Source organism: Pseudomonas sp. Pseusp18 (assembly GCF_059506005.1).
On record NZ_CP169240.1, the window covers coordinates 2,374,953 to 2,394,972 of the forward strand.

Below are 20,020 nucleotides of genomic sequence, written 5' to 3' on the forward strand. Positions count from 1 at the left end.
ATGCACCTGCTCAGGACCCAGCCCGGCGGTTTCGTGTCGGATGACAACATTGCCGACCTTGGACAAACCCCCGCCGAGCTGGTGATCCTGTGCAGCGGCGATTCCAGTCTGGCGTTGCTCGCCGAGGCGGCGCAGCAGCTGCCCGACGATTACCCGAGCCTGCGTCTGGCTAACCCGATGCAGGTGCAGAATCACGCCTCGGTGGATCTCTACGTTGATGAGGTGTTGCGCCACGCCAAGGTGATTCTGATCTCACTGCACGGCGGCATCGCCTATTGGCGTTACGGCATCGAGCGTCTGGTGGAATTGTCCCAGCGCGGTGTGCAGTTGATTCTGGTGCCGGGCGACGATCGCCCGGACCCGGAACTCAGCGATCTGAGCACCGTGATCCCCGAAGACCGCGACCGGCTCTGGCACTTCCTGCGTCAGGGCGGCATGGCCAATGCGCTCGACCTGTTTCGCTGCCTCGCCAGTCGCTGGCTGGGCCGCGACTATCCATGGTCCGAGCCGCAAACCCTGCCACGCACCGCGATCTACCACCCACAAAAAAGCCCCGCGCACCTTCAGGATTGGCAAGCCGATTGGCAGGTCGATCAGCCAGTGGCGGCGGTGCTGTTTTACCGCTCGCACTTGCAGGCGGCGAACACCGGTTTCATCGATGTTTTCTGCCAGCGTTTGCAGGCGGCGGGGCTCAACCCGTTACCGATTGCGCTGGCCAGTCTGAAAGAGCCCGGCTGCCTGGCGGTGGTCGAGGACTGGCTGGACGAAGTCGAGGCGGGGGTGATTCTGAATACCACCGGTTTCGCCCAGTCCAGCCCTGAAGCGCCGCACCTGCGGCCGTTTCGTCGCAACATTCCGGTGATTCAGGCGATCTGCGCCCAGGACAACGAGCCCGGCTGGCTTGCCAGCGAGCAAGGCCTCGGTCCCCGTGACTTGGCGATGCACATTGCACTGCCGGAGCTGGACGGGCGAATCATCAGTCGGCCGATCAGCTTCAAGGATCTGGCGTGGCGCAGCGAGCGCAGTCAGTCCGATGTGGTTTGCTATCGACCGCAGCCTGAACGCATGGATTTTGTCGCTGAACTGGCGCGGCGCTGGATTGATCTGGCGCGGCTGCCCAACAGTGAAAAACGCATTGCCCTGATCCTCGCCAACTACCCGACTCGCGATGGACGCATCGGCAATGGCGTCGGTCTCGACACACCCGCCGCGGCGCTGAACATCCTGCGTGCACTGCATCAAGAAGGTTATCCGTTGCCGGCCGAGTTGCCGGACAGCGGCACCGCGCTGATCCAGCAACTGCTCGGTGGCGTCAGCAATGACCTGGACACTATCGATCAGCGCCCGTGTCAGCAAAGCCTGGCGCTGGACGATTACTTTTTGATGTTCAACGCGCTGCCCGAAGCCAATCGCGAGGCGGTGCTGCAACGTTGGGGCTCGCCTGAAAACGATCCGATGTTCCGTGGCGGGCGAATGATGATTGCCGGGTTGCGCTTCGGCCTGACCTTCGTCGGCATTCAACCGGCCCGGGGTTATCAGGTTGACCCGAGCGCGGTCTATCACGACCCGGACCTGGTGCCGCCCCACGGTTATCTGGCGTTCTACTTCTGGTTGCGCAACACCTACGGCGCCCACGGCGTGATCCACGTCGGCAAGCACGGCAACCTCGAATGGCTGCCGGGCAAGGGCGTCGGGTTATCTGAAAACTGCTGGCCCGACGCGCTGCTCGGACCGCTGCCGAACATCTATCCGTTCATCGTCAACGACCCGGGCGAGGGCGCCCAGGCCAAGCGCCGCACGCAAGCGGTGATCATCGATCACCTGATGCCACCGCTGACCCGCGCCGAAACCTACGGCCCACTGCGCAACCTTGAGTTGTTGGCTGACGAGTATTACGAAGCGCAGTTGCTCGATCCACGCCGCGCCCGGGAACTGCAACGCGACATTCTGCAACTGGTGCGCGACACGCACATTGATCGCGAACTGCAACTGGACGAGAAGCTCGACAGCGATGCCGACGCGGCGATCTGGTTGCCGCGCCTGGACACTTACCTGTGTGACTTGAAGGAATCGCAGATCCGCGATGGCCTGCACGTGTTTGGCGAGTCGCCGACCGGGCAATTGCGCATCGACACCTTATTGGCCTTGCTGCGCATTCCTCGCGGCGACGGCCGTGGCGCGCAATCGAGTTTGTTGCGGGCGCTGGCCAAAGCGTTCGAGTTGGGCTTCGATCCACTGGATTGCGTGTTGGCCGAGCCCTGGAACGGCCCTCGGCCGAATGCATTGCAAGCGGTCAGCGATGAGTTGTGGCGCACAGCGGGAGACACCCGTGAGCGTCTGGAACTGTTCGCCGCGCAACTAATTTCGCAGACGTTGAATGCCGAGCCTGGCCCGTGTGGGAGCGAACCTTTGTGGCGAGGGGGCTTGCCCCCGTTAGGTCGCGAAGCGGCCCCAAAAAACGGGACTGCTGCGCAGTCCAACGGGGGCAAGCCCCCTCGCCACAAGGCCCCTCACCACCTAGACCCGCTCCCACAGGAGGCAGATTGGTCCGAAGTGAGCGCGATCATCGACAGTTTGCGCGAGGTGGTTGCGCCACGCCTGGACGCCTGCGGTCCGGCGGAAATGCGTGGCCTGCTGGACGCCCTAAGCGGTCGATTCGTCCCGGCCGGGCCGAGCGGTGCACCGAGTCGCGGACGGCTGGACGTGTTGCCCACCGGGCGCAACTTCTATTCGGTGGACGTGCGCAACCTGCCGACCACCACGGCGTGGCGCATCGGTTTTCAATCCGCGAACCTGATTCTTGAACGGCACTTGCAGGATCACGGCGATCACTTGCGTCAGCTCGGCCTGTCGGTCTGGGGCACCGCGACCATGCGCACCGGCGGCGACGACATTGCCCAGGCCATGGCCTTGATGGGCGTGCGGCCGGTATGGGCGACGGGCAGTCAGCGGGTCGACGACTTCGAGATTCTGCCGTTGAGCCTGCTGGACCGGCCGCGGGTGGACGTGACCTTGCGCGTCTCCGGATTCTTCCGCGATGCCTTTGCCAACCTGATCCGGCTGTTCGACGCCGCCGTGCAAGCGGTCGCCGCGCTGGATGAGCCGGACGATCTCAACCCGTTGGCGGCCAAGGTTCGTGCCGAGCGCGAAGCGTTGTTGACGTCCGGTCTGGATGAAGAGGCGGCCAGGCGGCAGGCCGGCTGGCGGATCTTCGGGGCCAAACCGGGTGCTTACGGTGCCGGCGTGCAGGGCGCCATCGACGGTCGTTTGTGGCAAAGCCGCGAAGACCTGGCCGAGGTTTACCTGAACTGGGGCGGCTACGCTTACGGCGGCTCCGATGAAGGCACCGCCGCCCGCGAACAGTTCGCCCAGCGTCTGAGCCAGGTGCAGGCCGTGCTGCAAAACCAGGACAACCGCGAGCACGACTTGCTCGATTCCAACGACTATTACCAGTTCCAGGGCGGCATGCTGGCGGCCGTCGAAAGCCTTAGCGGTGCAGCGGCGGCGAGTTATCACGGTGACCACAGTCAGCCGGACTTGCCGAAGGTCCGCACATTGAAGGAAGAGCTGAACCGGGTGATCCGTTCCCGGGCGGCCAATCCGAAATGGATCGACGGGGTCAAGCGTCATGGCTATAAAGGCGCGTTCGAACTGGCGGCGACGGTCGATAACCTGTTTGCGTTCGACGCCACCACGCGGCTGATCGACGATCACCAGTATGCGTTGCTGGCGGACGCCTATTTGCTTGATCCGGCGACCCGGGAGTTTGTTCGCGAACACAATCCCCACGCCTTGCGCGATATGACCGAGCGCCTGCTCGAAGCGCAGCAACGGGGGATGTGGCAGGAACCGGGTGAATACCGCGAGGCGCTGGAGAATTTGTTGCTGGATATAGAAGAAGACAGTTAGCCGGTGAGCAAAGGAAATTTGTGGCGAAGGGGGCTGTGGCGAGGGGGCTTGCCCCCGTTGGGTCGCGAAGCGGCCCCCGCTTTTGCCTCTGTTTACACCGAGTTGCCCGGTTTTACGACTGCTTCGCAGCCGAACGGGGCGATGCGGCGTTCCGACAAGCCCCCTCGCCACAATGTAATCTCTGACCACAAGCGAGACCCGACATGACCGACACCCCCCATTTCCCGCTCTCCGCCGTGGTCGGCGCCGATGACTTGAAGCTCGCCCTGTACCTGACCGCCATCGACCCGAAAATCGGTGGTGTGCTGATCGAAGGCCCGCGCGGCATGGCCAAGTCGACCCTGGCCCGAGGCTTGGCGGACCTGCTGGCCAGTGGTCAATTCGTCACCTTGCCCTTGGGCGCCACCGAAGAACGGCTGGTCGGCACCCTCGATCTCGACGCGGCCTTGAGCGAAGGGCGCGCACAGTTTTCTCCGGGTGTATTGGCCAAGGCCGACGGCGGTGTGCTCTACGTCGATGAAGTGAACTTGCTGCCCGATCACCTCGTGGACCTGCTGCTCGACGTGGCCGCCAGCGGCACCAACCTGATCGAGCGTGACGGGATTTCCCATCGGCATTCGGCGAAGTTTGTGCTGATCGGCACCATGAACCCGGAAGAGGGCGAACTGCGCCCGCAACTGCTCGACCGCTTTGGTCTGAACGTCGCCCTCAGCGGCCATACCGCACCCACCGAGCGCGGCCAGATCATCCGTCGTCGACTGGATTTCGACAGCGATCCGCAAGGGTTCTGCGCCGAGTGGGAAAGTCAGCAACATACACTGCGCGAGCGTTGCCAGAAGGCGCGTGCGGCCCTGGCGAGTATCCCTCTCGACGATGCCGCATTGGCGCAGATCACCGAGCGCTGCTTTGCTGCCGGCGTCGACGGCTTGCGGGCCGATCTGGTCTGGCTGCGCGCGGCGCGGGCACATGCTGCCTGGCGTGGCGCGAACGCCATTGCCGAAGAAGATATCGACGCGGTCGCCGAATTTGCCTTGCGTCATCGTCGTCGGGAGCATTCGACCTCTGCGCCGCAACATTCCCAAGCGCCACAGCAATCCCCTGCGCAAACCCCCAACCCGAACGAAGGTCAGGGCCAGTGGGGCGAAATGCCCGCCCAGGCGCTGCCGGTCGGTGCTCGACGTGAAGTGCCGAGCTGGCCAAAAAAGCCCTAGGCATTCGCCCTCGATCAGACGCGGGGGCGAATGCCAGACCCCGCGCAGGCCGGCTGGATCACGGTAAACAGGGCAAGCGTCACGCCGCCCCCAGCGGATCGGTCAACTGGCCCGGCACCTTGCTCAACGGCCGACCGCATCAACGCGATGATCTATTGTTCCATCTGCGGACCCGCACCCCGCATGAACTGTGGCTGGTGATCGTCGATGCCTCGGCCTCGACCCGGCGCCATCAGGCGTTGAGCGATGCCAAGGGCTTGCTGGCACAACTGTTCGACGATGCCTATCGACAGCGCGCACGTATGGCTTTGCTGACCGCCAGCGGTCACTTGCCGAAGTGGCAGGTGCAGGGGTTGAAAGCTTCTGCGGGCTTACGCGATTGGCTCGAGGGATTGGGCGCCGGCGGCGGGACGCCGATGCTGGCGGCGCTGGGCGAGGCAGGGCACTGGCTGGCGGCACGGCAAAAGCGTTTTCCGGCCGAGCAGCAGCGGCTGTTGCTAGTGACAGATGGACGGTTGAAGGAATGGTCGACATTGCCGACGCTGGATTGCCCGGGGTTGCTGATCGACATCGAGCGCGGGCCGATTCGGCTCGGGCGGGCAAAGGTGTTGGCAGCGCAGTTACAGGTTGATTATCGACATATCGATGAGCTGATTTCAGGTTGAGTTTTGTGCTGACAGTGCTGGCCCCATCGCATCGCTGCCCTATGCTCTGTAAGCAAACCCATCACAGGAGTGACCCATGCGCGTTCTAGCCCGCAACGATCAGGACGATTTCCGCGTCAAAGCCTACGCCGGCACCAACGGTGTGCTGCTGGCCATCGACCTGGCCGAACCCCGCCGTAAAGGCCTGCTGGGGTTTGCCATCGAAAAACAGCAAGGCGACAAACCCTGGCTGTTTCTGTTCAACAGCCTGACCTTTCCCGGCAAGGATCATACGTTCCCCCAGTTTCACGCCACCCCCAGCGATGCCGCGCCTTTGCAGAAATTTCGCTGGGCCGATTACGCGGTCAATCCGGGTGTGACGATCCATTATCGGGTTCACCTGGCCTATGGCACTGCCGATGCGCCACAGTTGGGTGAAAGCCTGGAAGTGACGGTCACCACGGACAATGGCCTGCCCAAGGGGCAGAACGTGATTTTCAACCGGGCAGTGGCTGCCAGTCAGGCGTTCCAGCGCAAATTCGCCGACCTCGATGCGCTGCTCAGCGTCAACAAGACACTGCCCATCGAAGAATGGCCCGACGCGCCACGGCAATGGCTGGAAAATGGTCTGCTCGCACGCCTGCTCGGGTTTATCGAACGTGCCGTGGATGGCCACTGGGCGCTGGACATCGCGATCTATGAATACCAGCTGCAGGCGATCGTCGATGCGGTGAACGCCGCCTTCGAGCGTGGCGTAAAGGTTCGGGTCCTGTACCACGCCCAACCTGGCGAAGACACCACGGCGCTGAACGAAGCCAGCCTGGAAAAAATCCCGGCGGCGAACAAGCGCGGGCGAGTCACCCACAATATCTTTCACGATAAGTTCATGGTCCTGAGCCGGCTCGATGCGGCGGGGCAGCATCAGCCCGAAGCGGTACTCTGCGGCAGTACCAACTTCACTGCCAACGGCGTCTACCGTCAGGCCAATGTCGTGCATGTGCTGGACGACGCTCGGATCGGCGCCACTTACCTGCAAACCTTCGAGCAGGTCTGGGCCACGCCGGCGGACGTCGGCGCCACGCGGGACTGGCTCACGGAACACAATCCGATGCAGCCTGACCAGCCGCTGTTCGCCGGCTTTTCACCGCGCTCAGGCGAGGGCGACTTGAGTGAGTTCATCAAGATCATCAACGCCGCCAAAAAAGACCTGCTGTTTGTCACGGCATTCACCTTGCCGGACAAAATACTCAACGCGCTGCTCGGCCAACCCCACGACGACATATTGCGTTACGGCCTGCAAAACACGGTCAGCAGCATCACCGGTTTCCACGCCGACCGCACCGCTGAATTCGCCGCCACCGCGTTGCTCAACACCGGCCTTGAAGGCTGGCTCAAGGAAAACATGAAAGGCCAGAAGGGCAACCTGCTGGTGCACACCAAAGCCATCGTCGTCGACTTCACCAGCGACTCACCGACCATCATCAGCGGCAGCCACAACCTCAGTGACGCAGCCAGCAATGGCAACGACGAGAACTACCTGATCATCCGTGGCGACACCGACCTGGCCGACCGTTACGGGCTGGAACTACTGCGCTTCTACGAGCATTACCGGTTCCGCTACTTTGCAAAGAAACTGCAACTCAAGCAGGTCCGGCCGTTGGCGGCGGATGACAGCTGGACCGATGACTATTACCGCGAGGGCGACCTGCGGATGTTATCGCGGCTGCGCTTTTCCGGACGATAAACACGCTGGCGATTCCCTGTGGGAGATTCTTTGTGGCGAGGGGGCTTGCCCCCGTTGGGGTGCGAAGCGCCCCTAAAACCAGTCGCTACGATCTTGAATCCGAAGACGGTGACTGGGTTTACGATCGCTTCGCAATCGAACGGGGGCAAGCCCCCTCGCCACAATGGCCCCCACAGGTTTCTTCGGTTATTTGCCCATTGCCTGGCGGTACTGGCGGGTACGCCGGGCGATGTACAACCGGTCGAGGATCAATGCCCATACCGCCGAAACCTGCGGCCTGGGCGTGCGCCCGCGGCTTAATCGATGGAGCTGAAACTTCACCACGGCCATGTTCGCCAGCGACGCCAGGGCTTTGCGTTTCCAGCGAATCGGTGGCAACTGCGGGTGGCTGTTCTGGCCTTCACGCCAGCGTTTGACCAGCTGCGGTTCGATGGCCAGTGCCGTGCCGATACCGGCCATGGCGACGCCACTGTCGAGCACCTGTTCGACGATTGCCAGCCGACGAATTCCCCCTGTCACCATCACTGGCATGTGCGCCACACCGGCCAGTTCGCTGGCCATTTCCAGAAAGTACGCTTCTCGCGCCAGGGTCCGACCGTCGCGAGCCTCGCCTTGCATGGCCGGTGCTTCGTAGCTGCCGCCGGAGAGCTCGAGCAAATCGATCTGTTGCTCGTTGAGCCACTGGATCACTTGCCGGGCGTCATCGGCGTCGAAACCGCCGCGCTGGAAGTCCGCGGAATTGAGCTTCACCGCCACGCAAAACTGCGGCGACACCGACTTGCGAACAGCGCCGAGCACTTCCAGCAGCAAACGCGCACGGTTTTCCAGAGAGCCCCCCCAGCGGTCGGTGCGGCGATTGGTCAACGGCGACAGAAACTGGCTGAGCAGATAACCGTGCGCGGCATGAATCTGCACCCCGGTGAAACCGGCCTTTTCCGCCAGGGCGGCGCTGGTGGCGAAGCGTTGAATGACTTCTGCAATGTCGTCCTCGCCCATCGGTTTGGGCTCGGCAAACATCTTCGAAAACCCGCCCAGGTCCAGCGCTACCGCCGAGGGGGCCAAGGCCTGCTGGCCGAGGTTGGCCATGGTCTGGCGCCCGGGATGATTGAGTTGCATCCAGAACTGCGCGCCACTGGCCCGGCCGATGGTTGCCCACTGACGAAAGCGTTCCAGGTGTCGCTCGTCTTCCAGCACCACGCCACCGGGGCCGGTCATGGCACGGCGGTCGATCATCACATTGCCGGTCAGCAACAGCCCGGCCTCACCGTCAGCCCAGGCTTGATACAACCGAAACAACTCGCCGGAAGGTGCCTGCCCGGTATCGGCGAGGTTCTCTTCCATCGCGGCTTTGGCGATGCGATTACCGATGGTCTGGCCGTTGGGCAAATTCAATGTTTGGAAGGGCGACATACTTGACTCCTCATCAGTGATGAGTAGAGGCTAAGCTTAAAGTTAACTTTAATGTCAAGCGTGCAAATGAGGCCGTGATGAAGATTGGTGAGTTGGCGCAACTGAGCGGGTTAAACGCTTCGCGCATTCGGTTTTACGAGGCCCAGGGGCTGATCCGTCAGGTCGAGCGTCAGACCAACGGTTATCGGCGTTATCCGCCGCAAATACTGCAAACCCTGAAAATCATCCAATGCGCCCAACAGGCCGGTTTCAGCCTGGAAGAGCTGAAGCTGCTGTTACCGGATGCCGCGACGGGGGAGTTCAAGCACGACGAACTGGTGGCGGGTCTTGAGCGCAAGGTCGAGCAGATCGAAGAGATGCAACTGCACCTGGCCCAGAGCAAGGCGCGGTTGCTGGAAGTGATCGAGAGCATCCAGGCGCGACCCGAGGGCATGGGGTGCGGTGCGAATGCCGAGCGGGTATTGGCATCGCTCAAGCAGTAGCGGTGGCGCGGTATGTTGATCGAATCAGGAGTCGGGTGAATTCCAAAAGATCGCAGCCTGCGGCAGCTCCTACGGGAGATCGGCGTACGCCAGTAGGAGCTGCCGCAGGCTGCGATCTTTTGATCTGACGGCTCAAACAGCACTCATCAAACGCAAGTTCAACAGCTCCCGAGCCCGGGGCGCAGTGCATAATCTGCTGAGGGTCTTCTGCAACCATTGCAAGTCCCGGCGAGGTTTGCGGGCAACCTGCTTGGGCCTGAGCTTGCCGATGTGTTTTTTGAAGTTTTCTTCCAGGGTTTCCGGGGCTCCAATGCCCTTGAGCTTCTTCAACAGCTTCCCCTCCTTGTAGAACAGCACCGTCGGTGTGCCGGTGACTTTTGGATGCCGAGGGGACTTGCTCGTATCCAGCACATAGATGCACGCGTGATCTTTGTACCGCTCGGCAATTTCACGGAAAACCGGCTCGGCCCATTCGCAGGCGGGACAGTGGTCGGTGCCGAAATACAGAATCACCGGGCGCCAGGTGTTGAGCGCTTTGCGGTAGGCCGGATCCAATAGCTGGGTGGAAATCGAACGCATTGAAATCTCCTTTTCAAAGGCTATCGAAGGCCTGTTGACGTTAAAGGAGGCGAGCGGGTGGGTCTACTGTCAGAAATTACAGGTGCGCTCTGCTTCTTTTTGACCTGCAATGCACTGCAATGTGGCTCAACCACACACAGCCTGTAGCCAACGGTAGCGCTCATTCAGTCGCTCATTTCGTAACACCTTCTTCGCACCTGTGTGCATCCATTTGATTCAAATCACTTTTCAATCCCCCGAGATTCCGCCCACAACCTGTGGCACACTTTCTGCTGTCTATTCCGTTGTTACATACCAAGTTCCGGTATAGCGGAATAAACACAGCCCTGGAGTGCTTGCCATGCATCGCCGACTTTCCTTGTTTAAAGCGTGTGTTTTCGTTCTCGCGGCTTCGGCCGCTGCCGTGGGTGTCGCTCAAGCGGCAGACAGCAAGCTCGACAGCGTACTGGCCCGTGGCAAATTGATCGTGGGCACGGGCAGTACCAATGCGCCGTGGCACTTCCAGGGAGCGGACGGCAAGTTGCAGGGTTTTGATATCGATATCGCGCGGATGGTGGCCAAGGGGTTGTTCAACGATCCGAGCAAGGTCGAGTTCGTCGTGCAGTCGTCCGATGCGCGGATTCCGAACCTGCTGACCGACAAGGTCGATATGAGTTGCCAGTTCATCACCGTGACCGCCAGCCGGGCCCAACAGGTCGCGTTCACGCTGCCGTACTACCGCGAAGGTGTTGGCCTGTTGCTGCCGGCCAACAGCAAGTACAAGGAAATCGAAGACCTCAAGGCCGCCGCAGACGGTGTGACCGTGGCAGTGCTGCAGAACGTGTACGCCGAAGAACTGGTGCATCAGGCGCTGCCCAAGGCCAAAGTCGATCAGTACGACAGCGTGGATCTGATGTATCAGGCGGTGAACTCCGGCCGTGCCGACGCGGCTGCCACCGATCAGTCGTCGGTGAAATACCTGATGGTGCAGAACCCTGGCCGTTATCGCAGCCCGACCTACGCCTGGAGCCCGCAAACCTACGCCTGTGCGGTCAAACGCGGCGATCAGGACTGGCTGAACTTCGTCAACACCGTGCTGCATGAAGGCATGACCGGCGTTGAATTCCCGACGTACGCAGCCTCCTTCAAACAATGGTTCGGTGTCGACCTGCCGACTCCTGCAATCGGTTTCCCAGTCGAATTCAAATGATCCCGTGAGAGCGGGGCGGTGATAAATCGCCCCGCTCAAGGTACTGCTGACCATGAACTATCAGTTGAATTTTGCCGCCGTGTGGCGCGACTTCGACACCTTGCTGGCGGGGCTCGGCCTGGGCCTTGAGCTGGCGCTGGTGTCGATCGCCATCGGCTGCGTGATCGGCCTGCTGATGGCGTTTGCTTTGCTGTCGAAGCACCGCGCATTGCGGGGGCTGGCGTCGGTGTATGTGACGGTGATCCGTAATACGCCGATTCTGGTGTTGATTCTGTTGATCTACTTCGCGCTGCCGAGCCTGGGGATTCGTCTGGACAAGATCCCCTCGTTCATCATCACCCTGTCGCTGTATGCCGGGGCGTACCTGACCGAAGTGTTTCGTGGGGGGCTGTTGAGCATTCCCAAGGGGCTGCGTGAAGCCGGGTTGGCGATCGGCTTGGGCGAGTGGCAGGTCAAGGCGTACGTCACCGTGCCGGTGATGCTGCGCAATGTGTTGCCGGCGCTGTCGAACAACTTCATTTCGCTGTTCAAGGACACCTCGCTGGCGGCGGCGATTGCCGTGCCGGAGCTGACCTATTATGCGCGCAAGATCAATGTCGAGAGCTACCGGGTGATTGAAACCTGGCTGGTGACCACAGCGCTCTATGTTGCGGCCTGTTACCTCATTGCCATGATGCTGCGTTACCTCGAACAGCGTCTGGCGATTCGCCGTTAGGAGGCCCCATGTACGAATCCCCCAGTTGGTTGCATGAGTTATGGGTGGCCCGGGATGTCCTGTGGCAGGGCTTCCTGACCAGTGTGCAGTGCTCGGGCCTGGCGATTTTGCTGGGCACGCTGGTCGGCATCGTCGCCGGCCTGGTACTCACCTACGGCACGTTCTGGATGCGCGCGCCGTTCCGGTTCTACGTCGACATCATTCGCGGCACGCCGGTGTTTGTATTGGTACTGGCCTGCTTCTACATGGCGCCGGCACTGGGCTGGCAGATCAGCGCCTTCGGGGCAGGCACTTTGGGCCTGACGCTGTTTTGCGGTTCCCATGTCGCCGAGATCGTGCGCGGTGCGTTGCAAGCGCTGCCCAGCGGCCAGATGGAAGCGAGCAAGGCCATCGGCCTGACGTTTTACCAGGCGCTGGGCTATGTGTTGTTACCCCAGGCGTTGCGGCAGATTTTGCCGACCTGGGTCAACTCGTCCACCGAGATCGTCAAGGCGTCGACCTTGTTGTCGGTGATCGGCGTCGCCGAGCTGCTGCTCAGCACTCAACAGATCATCGCCCGGACCTTCATGACCCTGGAGTTTTACCTGTTCGCCGGATTGCTGTTTTTCGTCATCAACTACGCCATCGAATTACTCGGCCGGCACATTGAAAAGCGGGTGGCCTTGCCATGACACAAGCTCAAGTTTCGACCCAGAACCAAGCGCTGCTGGACATCCGCGGCCTGCACAAACAATACGGCCAGCTCGAAGTGCTCAAGGGCGTCGACCTGACCATGCAGCGCGGCAATGTGGTCACGCTGATCGGCTCCAGCGGCTCGGGCAAGACCACGCTGTTGCGCTGCGTGAACATGCTCGAGGAGTTCCAGGGCGGGCAGATTCTGCTCGACGGTGAATCCATCGGCTATGACGAGGTCAACGGCAAGCGCGTGCGTCACCCGGAAAAAGTCATCGCCCGCCATCGCGCCATGACCGGCATGGCCTTCCAGCAATTCAATCTGTTCCCGCACCTGACAGCATTGCAGAACGTTACCCTCGGTTTACTCAAGGTGAAAAAGCTGCACAAGGATGAGGCGGTGGCGCTGGCGGAAAAATGGCTGGAGCGGGTTGGCCTGCTGGAACGCCGCGATCATTACCCCGGTCAGTTGTCCGGTGGTCAGCAACAGCGCGTGGCGATTGCCCGGGCGATTGCGATGAACCCGAGTTTGATGCTGTTCGATGAAGTCACCTCGGCCCTCGATCCGGAACTGGTGGGCGAAGTGCTGAACGTGATCAAGGGCCTGGCCGAAGATGGCATGACCATGCTGCTGGTGACCCACGAAATGCGCTTTGCCTTCGAGGTCTCGGACAAGATCGTATTCATGAATCAGGGGCGGATCGAAGAGCAGGGGCCGCCCAAGGAATTGTTCGAGCGCCCGCAGTCGCCGCGACTGGCGGAGTTTCTCAAGAGCACCCGCTTTTAAGCCTTCATTTTTTAATCAGGAGAAACACCCATGAGCATTACTCGTTACGGCACCGGTAGCACCGCCGGTGGCGGCCAGCCCCGTCCTTTTGCCCGCGCCGTCGAAGCCGATGGCTGGCTGCACGTGTCCGGCCAAGTGCCGGCGGTGGATGGTGAAATCATCGTGGGCGGGATTGTCGAGCAGACTCACCAGACCATGAAAAACCTGATCGCGATTCTGCAAGAGGCCGGTTACGGGCTCGAAGATGTGGTGCGCACGGGCGTGTGGCTGGAAGACCCGCGGGATTTCTGGAGTTTCAACAAGGTGTTTTCCGAGTACTTCAAAAGCGAACACGCCCCGGCCCGGGCCTGCGTGCAGGCGAACATGATGGTCGATTGCAAGGTCGAGATTGATTGCATTGCGTACAAGAAAAAGGCCTGAACCGAGGGCGCGGCTGATTGGCCCTTGTAGGAGCTGCCGAAGGCTGCGATCTTTTGGCGTTTTGGGAGCGTTACAAGGGCAAGATCAAAAGATCGCAGCCTGCGGCAGCTCCTACGGGCGAATTTGAATGGGAACCTGAAGACATGACCGAAGACACCATCAAGCGCCGGGCTCGCGGTCTGGACCGGGCGTTCGACATCCTCGATTTCCTCAAGGAAATCGGCCAGCCCCTGCGCCCGAACGAAATCGCCAGCGGCATCGGCAGCCCGAAATCCACGGTCTACGAACTGGTTGCGTCCTTATTGGAGCGGCGCATCCTCGAACCCGTGGGCAAGGAAGGTCACGTTTACCTCGGTCGTCAGCTGTACTTCCTCGGACAAGCGCATTTGCGTCATTTCGACCTGTCCCGCGAGGCCGATCACGCCTTGCAGGAAATCGTCAGCCAGACCCGCGAAACCGCGCAGATGTGCCTGCTCAACGGACGCAAATACACCGTGGCATTGATGAAGGAGGGTGAGCGGCATTTCCGCATTTCCTCGGACATCGGCGAAAACGCGCCGATCCCCTGGACCGCTTCCGGGCGCCTGCTGCTGGCGCACCTGAGCGATCAGCAGATCGTCGATTTGATCGACCCCGACGACTTCATCCTGCCCGACGGTGAACGCCTGCCGCTGGAGCAATTTCTCGAGGAGATCCGCCAGGCCGCCATCGACGGATTCTTTTCCTTCGACAGCGTCGCCGACACCTTTACCCATTGCTTCGCCGCCCCGGTCAAAGACCCGAACGGCGTGGCCATCGCGACCCTGTGCATCGTCGCCCCACGGGCCGATGCGAAGAACAATTACAACGACTATCGCCGGGTGCTGATCGACAGCGCCAACAGCCTCGCCCGGCGTATCAACGAATAACAGCGGCTGCCTGCGGCCGTGTATGAGGAGATCGACCATGTCTACTGCCATCAATACCGCCGCCGTGGAAAAGGGCGCCGCCCAGACCGGCGCCAACCTGGTGCGGGACGTCAGTCTGCCGGCACTGGTGCTGCACCGTGACGCGTTGGAACACAATATTCGCTGGATGCAGGACTTCGTCAGTCACAGCGGCGCGGAACTGGCGCCTCACGGTAAAACCAGCATGACCCCGGCGCTGTTTCGTCGCCAACTGGACGCCGGTGCCTGGGGCATCACCCTGGCCAGCGCCACGCAAACCCGCGCGGCTTACGCCCATGGTGTACGGCGGGTGCTGATGGCCAATCAACTGGTCGGCACGCCGAACATGGCGCTGATCGCCGACCTGCTGGCAGACCCGACTTTTGATTTCTACTGCATGGTCGATCACCCGGATAACGTCGCCGACCTCGGCGCGTTTTTCGCCTCGCGCGGCGTGCGCCTGAACGTGATGATCGAGTACGGCGTGGTCGGCGGTCGTTGCGGTTGCCGCACCGAAGCCGAAGTGCTGGCGCTGGCCAAGGCTATCAACGCTCAACCGGCGTTGGCGCTGACCGGCATCGAGGGCTACGAAGGGGTGATTCACGGTGATCATGCGGTGAGCGGCATCCGCGAGTTCGCTGCCTCCCTGGTGCGTCTGGCGGTACAACTGCAGGACAGCGGCGCGTTCGCGATTGCCAAGCCGATCATCACTGCGTCGGGGTCGGCGTGGTACGACCTGATCGCCGAGTCGTTCGAAGCGCAGAATGCCGGCGGGCGTTTCCTCAGCGTGCTGCGCCCCGGCAGTTACGTGGCCCACGACCATGGCATCTACAAAGAAGCACAATGCTGCGTGCTCGACCGTCGCAGCGACCTGCACGAAGGTTTGCGCCCGGCGCTGGAAGTCTGGGCGCATGTGCAGTCGTTGCCCGAACCGGGTTTTGCGGTGATCGCCCTGGGCAAGCGCGACGTGGCCTACGACGCCGGTTTGCCGGTGCCGTTGCTGCGTTACAAGGCCGGCGTGGTGCCGGCGACCGGCGATGATGTAAGTGCCTGCAAGGTGACGGCGGTGATGGACCAGCACGCGTTCATGACCGTGGCGCCGGGAGTTGAGTTGCGGGTGGGCGATATCATTTCGTTCGGGACTTCGCACCCGTGTTTGACGTTCGACAAGTGGCGTATCGGGTGTCTGGTGGATGAGCAGCTGAATGTCATCGAAACCATGGAAACCTGTTTCTAAGAGCCCCCACAACATGAACAACATCAGCCCTCTGGGCCCCAATATCCCGCGCATCGCCCTGATCGGCGAGTGCATGATCGAACTGCAGCAGCGCGCCGACGGCTCCCTGCAACAAAGCTTCGGCGGCGATACCCTGAACACTGCGGTCTATCTGGCCCGTGAACTGGGCGATAGCGGCACGGTGGATTACGTCACTGCCTTGGGTGACGACAGTTTCAGCGATGCGATGTGCCAGAGTTGGGCCAGCGAACATATCGGCCTGGGCATGGTCCAGCGTTTGCCCGGTCGCTTGCCAGGTCTGTATTGCATCCAGACCGACGCGGCCGGCGAGCGGCGTTTTCTCTACTGGCGCAACGAAGCGGCCGTGCGCGATTGCTTCACCACCCCGGCGGCCGCGCCGATCCTGGCAGCGCTGCCGGATTACGACGTGCTGTATTTCAGCGGCATCACCCTGGCGGTGCTCGGTGAGCTGGGCCGGGAGAAACTGCTGGACACCCTGATCGAAGCCCGACAGCGGGATGCGCGGATCGTGTTCGACAACAATTATCGACCACGCCTGTGGGCGTCGGTCGAGGACGCACGAGCGGCTTATCGCGAAGTGTTGCCCTATGTCGACCTGGCGCTGCTGACGGTTGATGACGAGCAGGCGTTGTTCCACTTTTCCGATTGTGCGGCGGTGTTTGCCGCTTACGAGCAGATGGGCACGCCCGAAGTGGTGTTCAAGCGCGGTGCCGAGGCGTGTCTGATTCGCTGTGACGGCGAGTCGTTCGAAGTGCCGGCGCAGGTGGTTGAACGGGTGGTGGACACCACGGCGGCGGGGGATTCGTTCAGTGCGGCGTATCTGGCTTGCCGTTTGAAAGGTGGTAACCCGGTCGAGGCCGCAGAAGCGGGGCATCGGTTGGCAAGTCGGGTGATTCAAGTGCCGGGGGCACTGATCCCCAAGAATTGAAATGCAATGCCTGTGGTGGCTGTGATTTTTGTGGCGAGGGGGCTTGCCCCCGTTGGGCCGCGAAGCGGCCCCAAAACCTGTGACCTTGATCGACCTGACACACCGAGTGCGCAGGATCTACGACTGCTTCGCAGCCGAACGGGGGCAAGCCCCCTCGCCACAGGCAAGCCTCACCCTGTATATCGAGCCAACCGATCAGTCCCGGTAAAACACCTGCACCAAGTGATACCCGAACTTGCTCTTGATCGGCCCATGCACCACCCGCAGTGGTTTTTTGAAGATCACCGCATCGATTGCCCCGACCATCTGCCCGGGCCGTACTTCGCCAAGATCCCCACCGCGTTTGCCGGACGGGCAGGTGGAGTATTTCTTGGCCAGCACATCGAAGGCTTCGCCCTTGGCGATGCGTTGTTTGAGCTGCTCGGCTTCTTCCGAGGTTTTCACCAGAATATGGCGGGCTTGGGCTTTCATGGGCAGTACCTTGCAACGGTGGTGGCTATGTTGGTGCCAGCGTGGGGCGCGCGATTATGCCTTAACTCAGCCGGCTTGGCCGATCATCGTGCGAATCTTGTTGGCCAACAGGTCCATGGAAAAGGGTTTGGCCACCATGTCCATGCCTTCCTCCAGGAAGCCCTGGCGTTCGGCGGCTTTCTCGGCATAACCGGTAATGAACAGTACTTTGAGCTCCGGGCGGTGCTGACGAGCGATTTCCGCCAGTTGCCGACCATTCATGCCCGGCAGCCCGACATCGGTCACCAGCAGATCGACCCGCAGGTCGGACTCCAGCAAGGGCAGGGCGCTCTGCGCATCTTCGGCTTCATGGGCGTGATAACCCAACTCTTTGAGCAGGTCGAGCACCAGCATGCGCACCGCCGGATCGTCTTCCACCAACACCACGGTTTCACCGGCAACCGCTGGCGGTGCCTCACCGATGACCGGCAGCTGAGCGTGCTCCGGCAGGGCGACGTGCAACCGTGGCAAATACAGGCGAACGCTGGTGCCCTGGCCCGGCCGGCTGTGCAGGCTGACGTGCCCGCCCGACTGTTGGGCGAAACCATAGATCATCGACAACCCAAGGCCGGTGCCCTGGCCGATGGGTTTGGTGGTGAAGAACGGATCGAAGGCCTTGGCCAGTACTGATGGGGTCATGCCGGCACCGTTGTCGCTGACGGCAATCATCAGGTAATCCCCGGCCCTGACTGGCTCCAGCGGAGTGACGTCGCTGCCGTCGAGGTGAACATTGGCGGTTTCGATCAACAACTCGCCGCCATCGGGCATCGCATCCCGGGCGTTGATCACGAGGTTGAGCAAGGCGTTTTCCAGTTGGCTGACATCGGTACTGACCGGCCAGACCTCATCGGCCAGCTTCAGTTTGAGCTCGATGTGATCGCCCTTGGTCCGGCTGAGCAAGTCTTCCAGGGAATGCACCAGCTGGTTGGCGTCCAGTGGCCTGCGATCCAGTGACTGACGCCTTGAGAATGCCAGCAACCGATGGGTCAGGGCGGCGGCACGATGTGCCGAGGACACCGCCGCTTCGGTGAAGCGACCGATCTCGGCCGCGCGCCCATCGGCGATGTAGCGCTGCATCAAATCGAGGCTGCCGATGATCCCGGTGAGCATGTTGTTGAAGTCATGGGCGATGCCACCGGTGAGCTGGCCGACCGCTTCCATTTTCTGCGCATGGCGCAAGGCGTCTTCGGCGCGCTCACGCTCGAACATCTCGTTCTGCAGTCGCTGGTTGGCTTCGGCCAGTTGTTGGGTGCGGGCGCTCACGCGCTCTTCCAGGGTTTCGTTGAGGTTGCGCAGCGCCTCTTCAGTCTGTTTGCGCTCGGTCTCGTCGATCACGAAGATGTAGAAACCATTCACCGCGCCGTCTGCGCCGTGGCGTGGCAGGTAGTTCATCAGGGCCTGGCGGGTACTGCCATCGCGGTGATCGGCGCTGATGCTGAAACAACAGGTCTTGCCTTTCAGCGCCTCGGCGATGTATTCGGCGCGCAGGGCATAGGCTTCATCGCCGAGCACTTCACGAATGGTGCGGCCGTAAAGCTCCTGGGGCGTCAGGCCATACCATTCCAGATAGGCTGCATTGTTCAGGCGAAAGCGCTCTTCGCGGTCCACATAACTGATCAGGATCGGCATGGCGTTGATGATCAGTTGCAGCTCGGTCTGGCTTTGGCGCAAGGCTTGTTCGATGTGTTTGCGTTCGGTCAGGTCCAGCGCGGCGCCGAGGAAACGGATCGGCCGGCCATGGTGGTCCTTGTAGCAACGGCCACGGGCAAACACCCAGCGCAACTGGCCGTCGGCTTGCAGCAAGCGATATTCCTCGGCGTACTCGCTGCCATGGGTGATGCAGTGCTTGATGCTGCGGGCGATCATGGCGCGGTCTTCCGGGTGCACGCCGTGGAGGTATTCGCTGATCGGCAACTGGCTGGCCATGGCCGGATCGACGCCATGCAATTGCGCGAAGTGCGCATCGGCGATGAAACGGTCTTCGCCAATGTCCCAGTCCCAGGTGCCGACGGCATCGGTGGCGGCCAGTGCCAGTTGCAGGCGCTGCTCGGTGTCTTGCTGGGCCTTGAGGCTGGCGGCGGAGCGTTGTTCCAGTTCGAGGGCGATGCGGCGGCGTTCGTTGGTTTCGATGGCCGTGACCAGAATCCCGGCAACCTCGGCGCTTTCATTGCGAATGGGGCTGTAGGTTAAATCCAGCCAGAAGTCAGAATCCCGACCGTCGCGTTGCAAGGTAAAGCGCTGTTCGCTGTAGGTCCGCACCTGGCCCTGTAGGACGGCGCTGTAAATCGGGTCGGTAAAGTCTTTGAGTTCCGGCCAGATCTGGTGCGTCGGTTGTCCGAAAGCGTGAGGGTGTTTGCTGCCGGCGAGGAAGGCGAAGCCGTCATTGTAGATCTGGGTGAGCTGCGGGCCCCACAGCAACAACATCGGCATTGGCGAGTGGATCACGATGTCCACCGCGGTGCGCAGGCTCTGCGGCCAGTTTTCGGCGGCGCCCAGCGGGTTGTTTGTCCAGTCCAGTCGGGCAATCAAGGCCTGGGCATCGCTGGCGGTCGGTGGTGCGTTCATCTACATGTCCTGCGCGTGAGTCAGTGTGGCGGCGTCTACTATCCTTGCAAGGCGGTAGACGCTGGATGACC

Annotated in this window: 17 protein-coding genes; 13 read left to right on the forward strand and 4 right to left on the reverse strand. The window is 61.6% G+C overall.

Annotation, left to right across the window (positions count from 1 at the left end; all coding sequences use genetic code 11):
* The 4 genes from cobN (at position 1) to ACEN9A_RS10735 (ending at position 7,508) form a co-directional block, all read left to right on the forward strand.
* Entirely contained in the window at positions 1 to 3,909 is a 3,909-nt protein-coding gene (gene cobN / locus ACEN9A_RS10720) for a cobaltochelatase subunit CobN (protein ID WP_258673557.1), read from the forward strand.
* A 203-nt stretch (positions 3,910 to 4,112) separates the two neighbouring features.
* Positions 4,113 to 5,120 (forward strand): magnesium chelatase ATPase subunit I, encoded by a 1,008-nt coding sequence (locus ACEN9A_RS10725; RefSeq protein ID WP_258673559.1) that lies wholly within the window; start codon positions 4,113 to 4,115, stop codon positions 5,118 to 5,120.
* 119 nt (positions 5,121 to 5,239) lie between these two features.
* The gene (locus ACEN9A_RS10730; protein ID WP_258673562.1) at positions 5,240 to 5,785 is read left to right on the forward strand and encodes a vWA domain-containing protein; all 546 of its coding nucleotides are present in this window, start codon (positions 5,240 to 5,242) and stop codon (positions 5,783 to 5,785) included.
* Positions 5,786 to 5,861: 76 nt separating this feature from the next.
* Positions 5,862 to 7,508, forward strand: a complete 1,647-nt coding sequence (locus ACEN9A_RS10735) for a phospholipase D-like domain-containing protein (protein ID WP_258673566.1) — start codon at positions 5,862 to 5,864, stop codon at positions 7,506 to 7,508.
* A gap of 186 nt (positions 7,509 to 7,694) precedes the next feature.
* On the opposite strand, the gene ACEN9A_RS10740 is transcribed toward ACEN9A_RS10735, so the two are convergent.
* The gene (locus tag ACEN9A_RS10740) at positions 7,695 to 8,918 is read right to left on the reverse strand and encodes an NADH:flavin oxidoreductase/NADH oxidase family protein (RefSeq protein ID WP_258673568.1); all 1,224 of its coding nucleotides are present in this window, start codon (positions 8,916 to 8,918) and stop codon (positions 7,695 to 7,697) included.
* A gap of 77 nt (positions 8,919 to 8,995) precedes the next feature.
* Here ACEN9A_RS10740 and ACEN9A_RS10745 point away from each other — a divergent pair, with 77 nt between their 5' ends.
* On the forward strand, positions 8,996 to 9,400 hold the full coding sequence (locus ACEN9A_RS10745; protein ID WP_019649176.1) for a MerR family transcriptional regulator: 405 nt from the start codon (positions 8,996 to 8,998) through the stop codon (positions 9,398 to 9,400).
* Between the two features lie 132 nt (positions 9,401 to 9,532).
* On the opposite strand, the gene ACEN9A_RS10750 is transcribed toward ACEN9A_RS10745, so the two are convergent.
* Positions 9,533 to 9,979 (reverse strand): thioredoxin family protein, encoded by a 447-nt coding sequence (locus ACEN9A_RS10750; RefSeq protein ID WP_258673572.1) that lies wholly within the window; start codon positions 9,977 to 9,979, stop codon positions 9,533 to 9,535.
* A 340-nt stretch (positions 9,980 to 10,319) separates the two neighbouring features.
* Between ACEN9A_RS10750 and ACEN9A_RS10755 the strand changes: the two genes are divergently transcribed.
* The 8 genes from ACEN9A_RS10755 to ACEN9A_RS10790 all read left to right on the forward strand — a co-directional run bounded on the left by ACEN9A_RS10755 (position 10,320) and on the right by ACEN9A_RS10790 (position 16,874).
* Entirely contained in the window at positions 10,320 to 11,168 is an 849-nt protein-coding gene (locus ACEN9A_RS10755) for a transporter substrate-binding protein (RefSeq protein ID WP_258673576.1), read from the forward strand.
* A 52-nt stretch (positions 11,169 to 11,220) separates the two neighbouring features.
* A complete protein-coding gene (locus tag ACEN9A_RS10760; protein WP_019649174.1) occupies positions 11,221 to 11,883 on the forward strand; it encodes an amino acid ABC transporter permease in 663 nt (220 codons plus the stop codon).
* Between the two features lie 8 nt (positions 11,884 to 11,891).
* Positions 11,892 to 12,554, forward strand: coding sequence for an amino acid ABC transporter permease (locus ACEN9A_RS10765; protein WP_018927656.1), 663 nt, complete (start codon positions 11,892 to 11,894; stop codon positions 12,552 to 12,554).
* On the forward strand, positions 12,551 to 13,342 hold the full coding sequence (locus ACEN9A_RS10770; RefSeq protein ID WP_019578494.1) for an amino acid ABC transporter ATP-binding protein: 792 nt from the start codon (positions 12,551 to 12,553) through the stop codon (positions 13,340 to 13,342). Before ACEN9A_RS10765 ends, ACEN9A_RS10770 begins: the two co-directional genes overlap by 4 nt.
* A 30-nt stretch (positions 13,343 to 13,372) precedes the next feature.
* A complete protein-coding gene (locus ACEN9A_RS10775; RefSeq protein WP_019649173.1) occupies positions 13,373 to 13,762 on the forward strand; it encodes a RidA family protein in 390 nt (129 codons plus the stop codon).
* 143 nt (positions 13,763 to 13,905) lie between these two features.
* Positions 13,906 to 14,670, forward strand: a complete 765-nt coding sequence (locus tag ACEN9A_RS10780; RefSeq protein WP_192351064.1) for an IclR family transcriptional regulator — start codon at positions 13,906 to 13,908, stop codon at positions 14,668 to 14,670.
* A gap of 37 nt (positions 14,671 to 14,707) precedes the next feature.
* Complete coding sequence (locus tag ACEN9A_RS10785) at positions 14,708 to 15,925, forward strand: amino acid deaminase (protein WP_018927660.1); 1,218 nt, start codon at positions 14,708 to 14,710, stop codon at positions 15,923 to 15,925.
* A 13-nt stretch (positions 15,926 to 15,938) separates the two neighbouring features.
* Positions 15,939 to 16,874 (forward strand): sugar kinase, encoded by a 936-nt coding sequence (locus ACEN9A_RS10790; protein WP_258673581.1) that lies wholly within the window; start codon positions 15,939 to 15,941, stop codon positions 16,872 to 16,874.
* 195 nt (positions 16,875 to 17,069) lie between these two features.
* On the opposite strand, the gene ACEN9A_RS10795 is transcribed toward ACEN9A_RS10790, so the two are convergent.
* Together ACEN9A_RS10795 and ACEN9A_RS10800 are read right to left on the reverse strand one after the other, a co-directional pair.
* On the reverse strand, positions 17,070 to 17,345 hold the full coding sequence (locus ACEN9A_RS10795; RefSeq protein WP_007933743.1) for a peptidylprolyl isomerase: 276 nt from the start codon (positions 17,343 to 17,345) through the stop codon (positions 17,070 to 17,072).
* Positions 17,346 to 17,411: 66 nt separating this feature from the next.
* A complete protein-coding gene (locus ACEN9A_RS10800) occupies positions 17,412 to 19,949 on the reverse strand; it encodes a PAS domain-containing hybrid sensor histidine kinase/response regulator (protein ID WP_258673582.1) in 2,538 nt (845 codons plus the stop codon).
* Positions 19,950 to 20,020 lie beyond the last annotated feature (71 nt).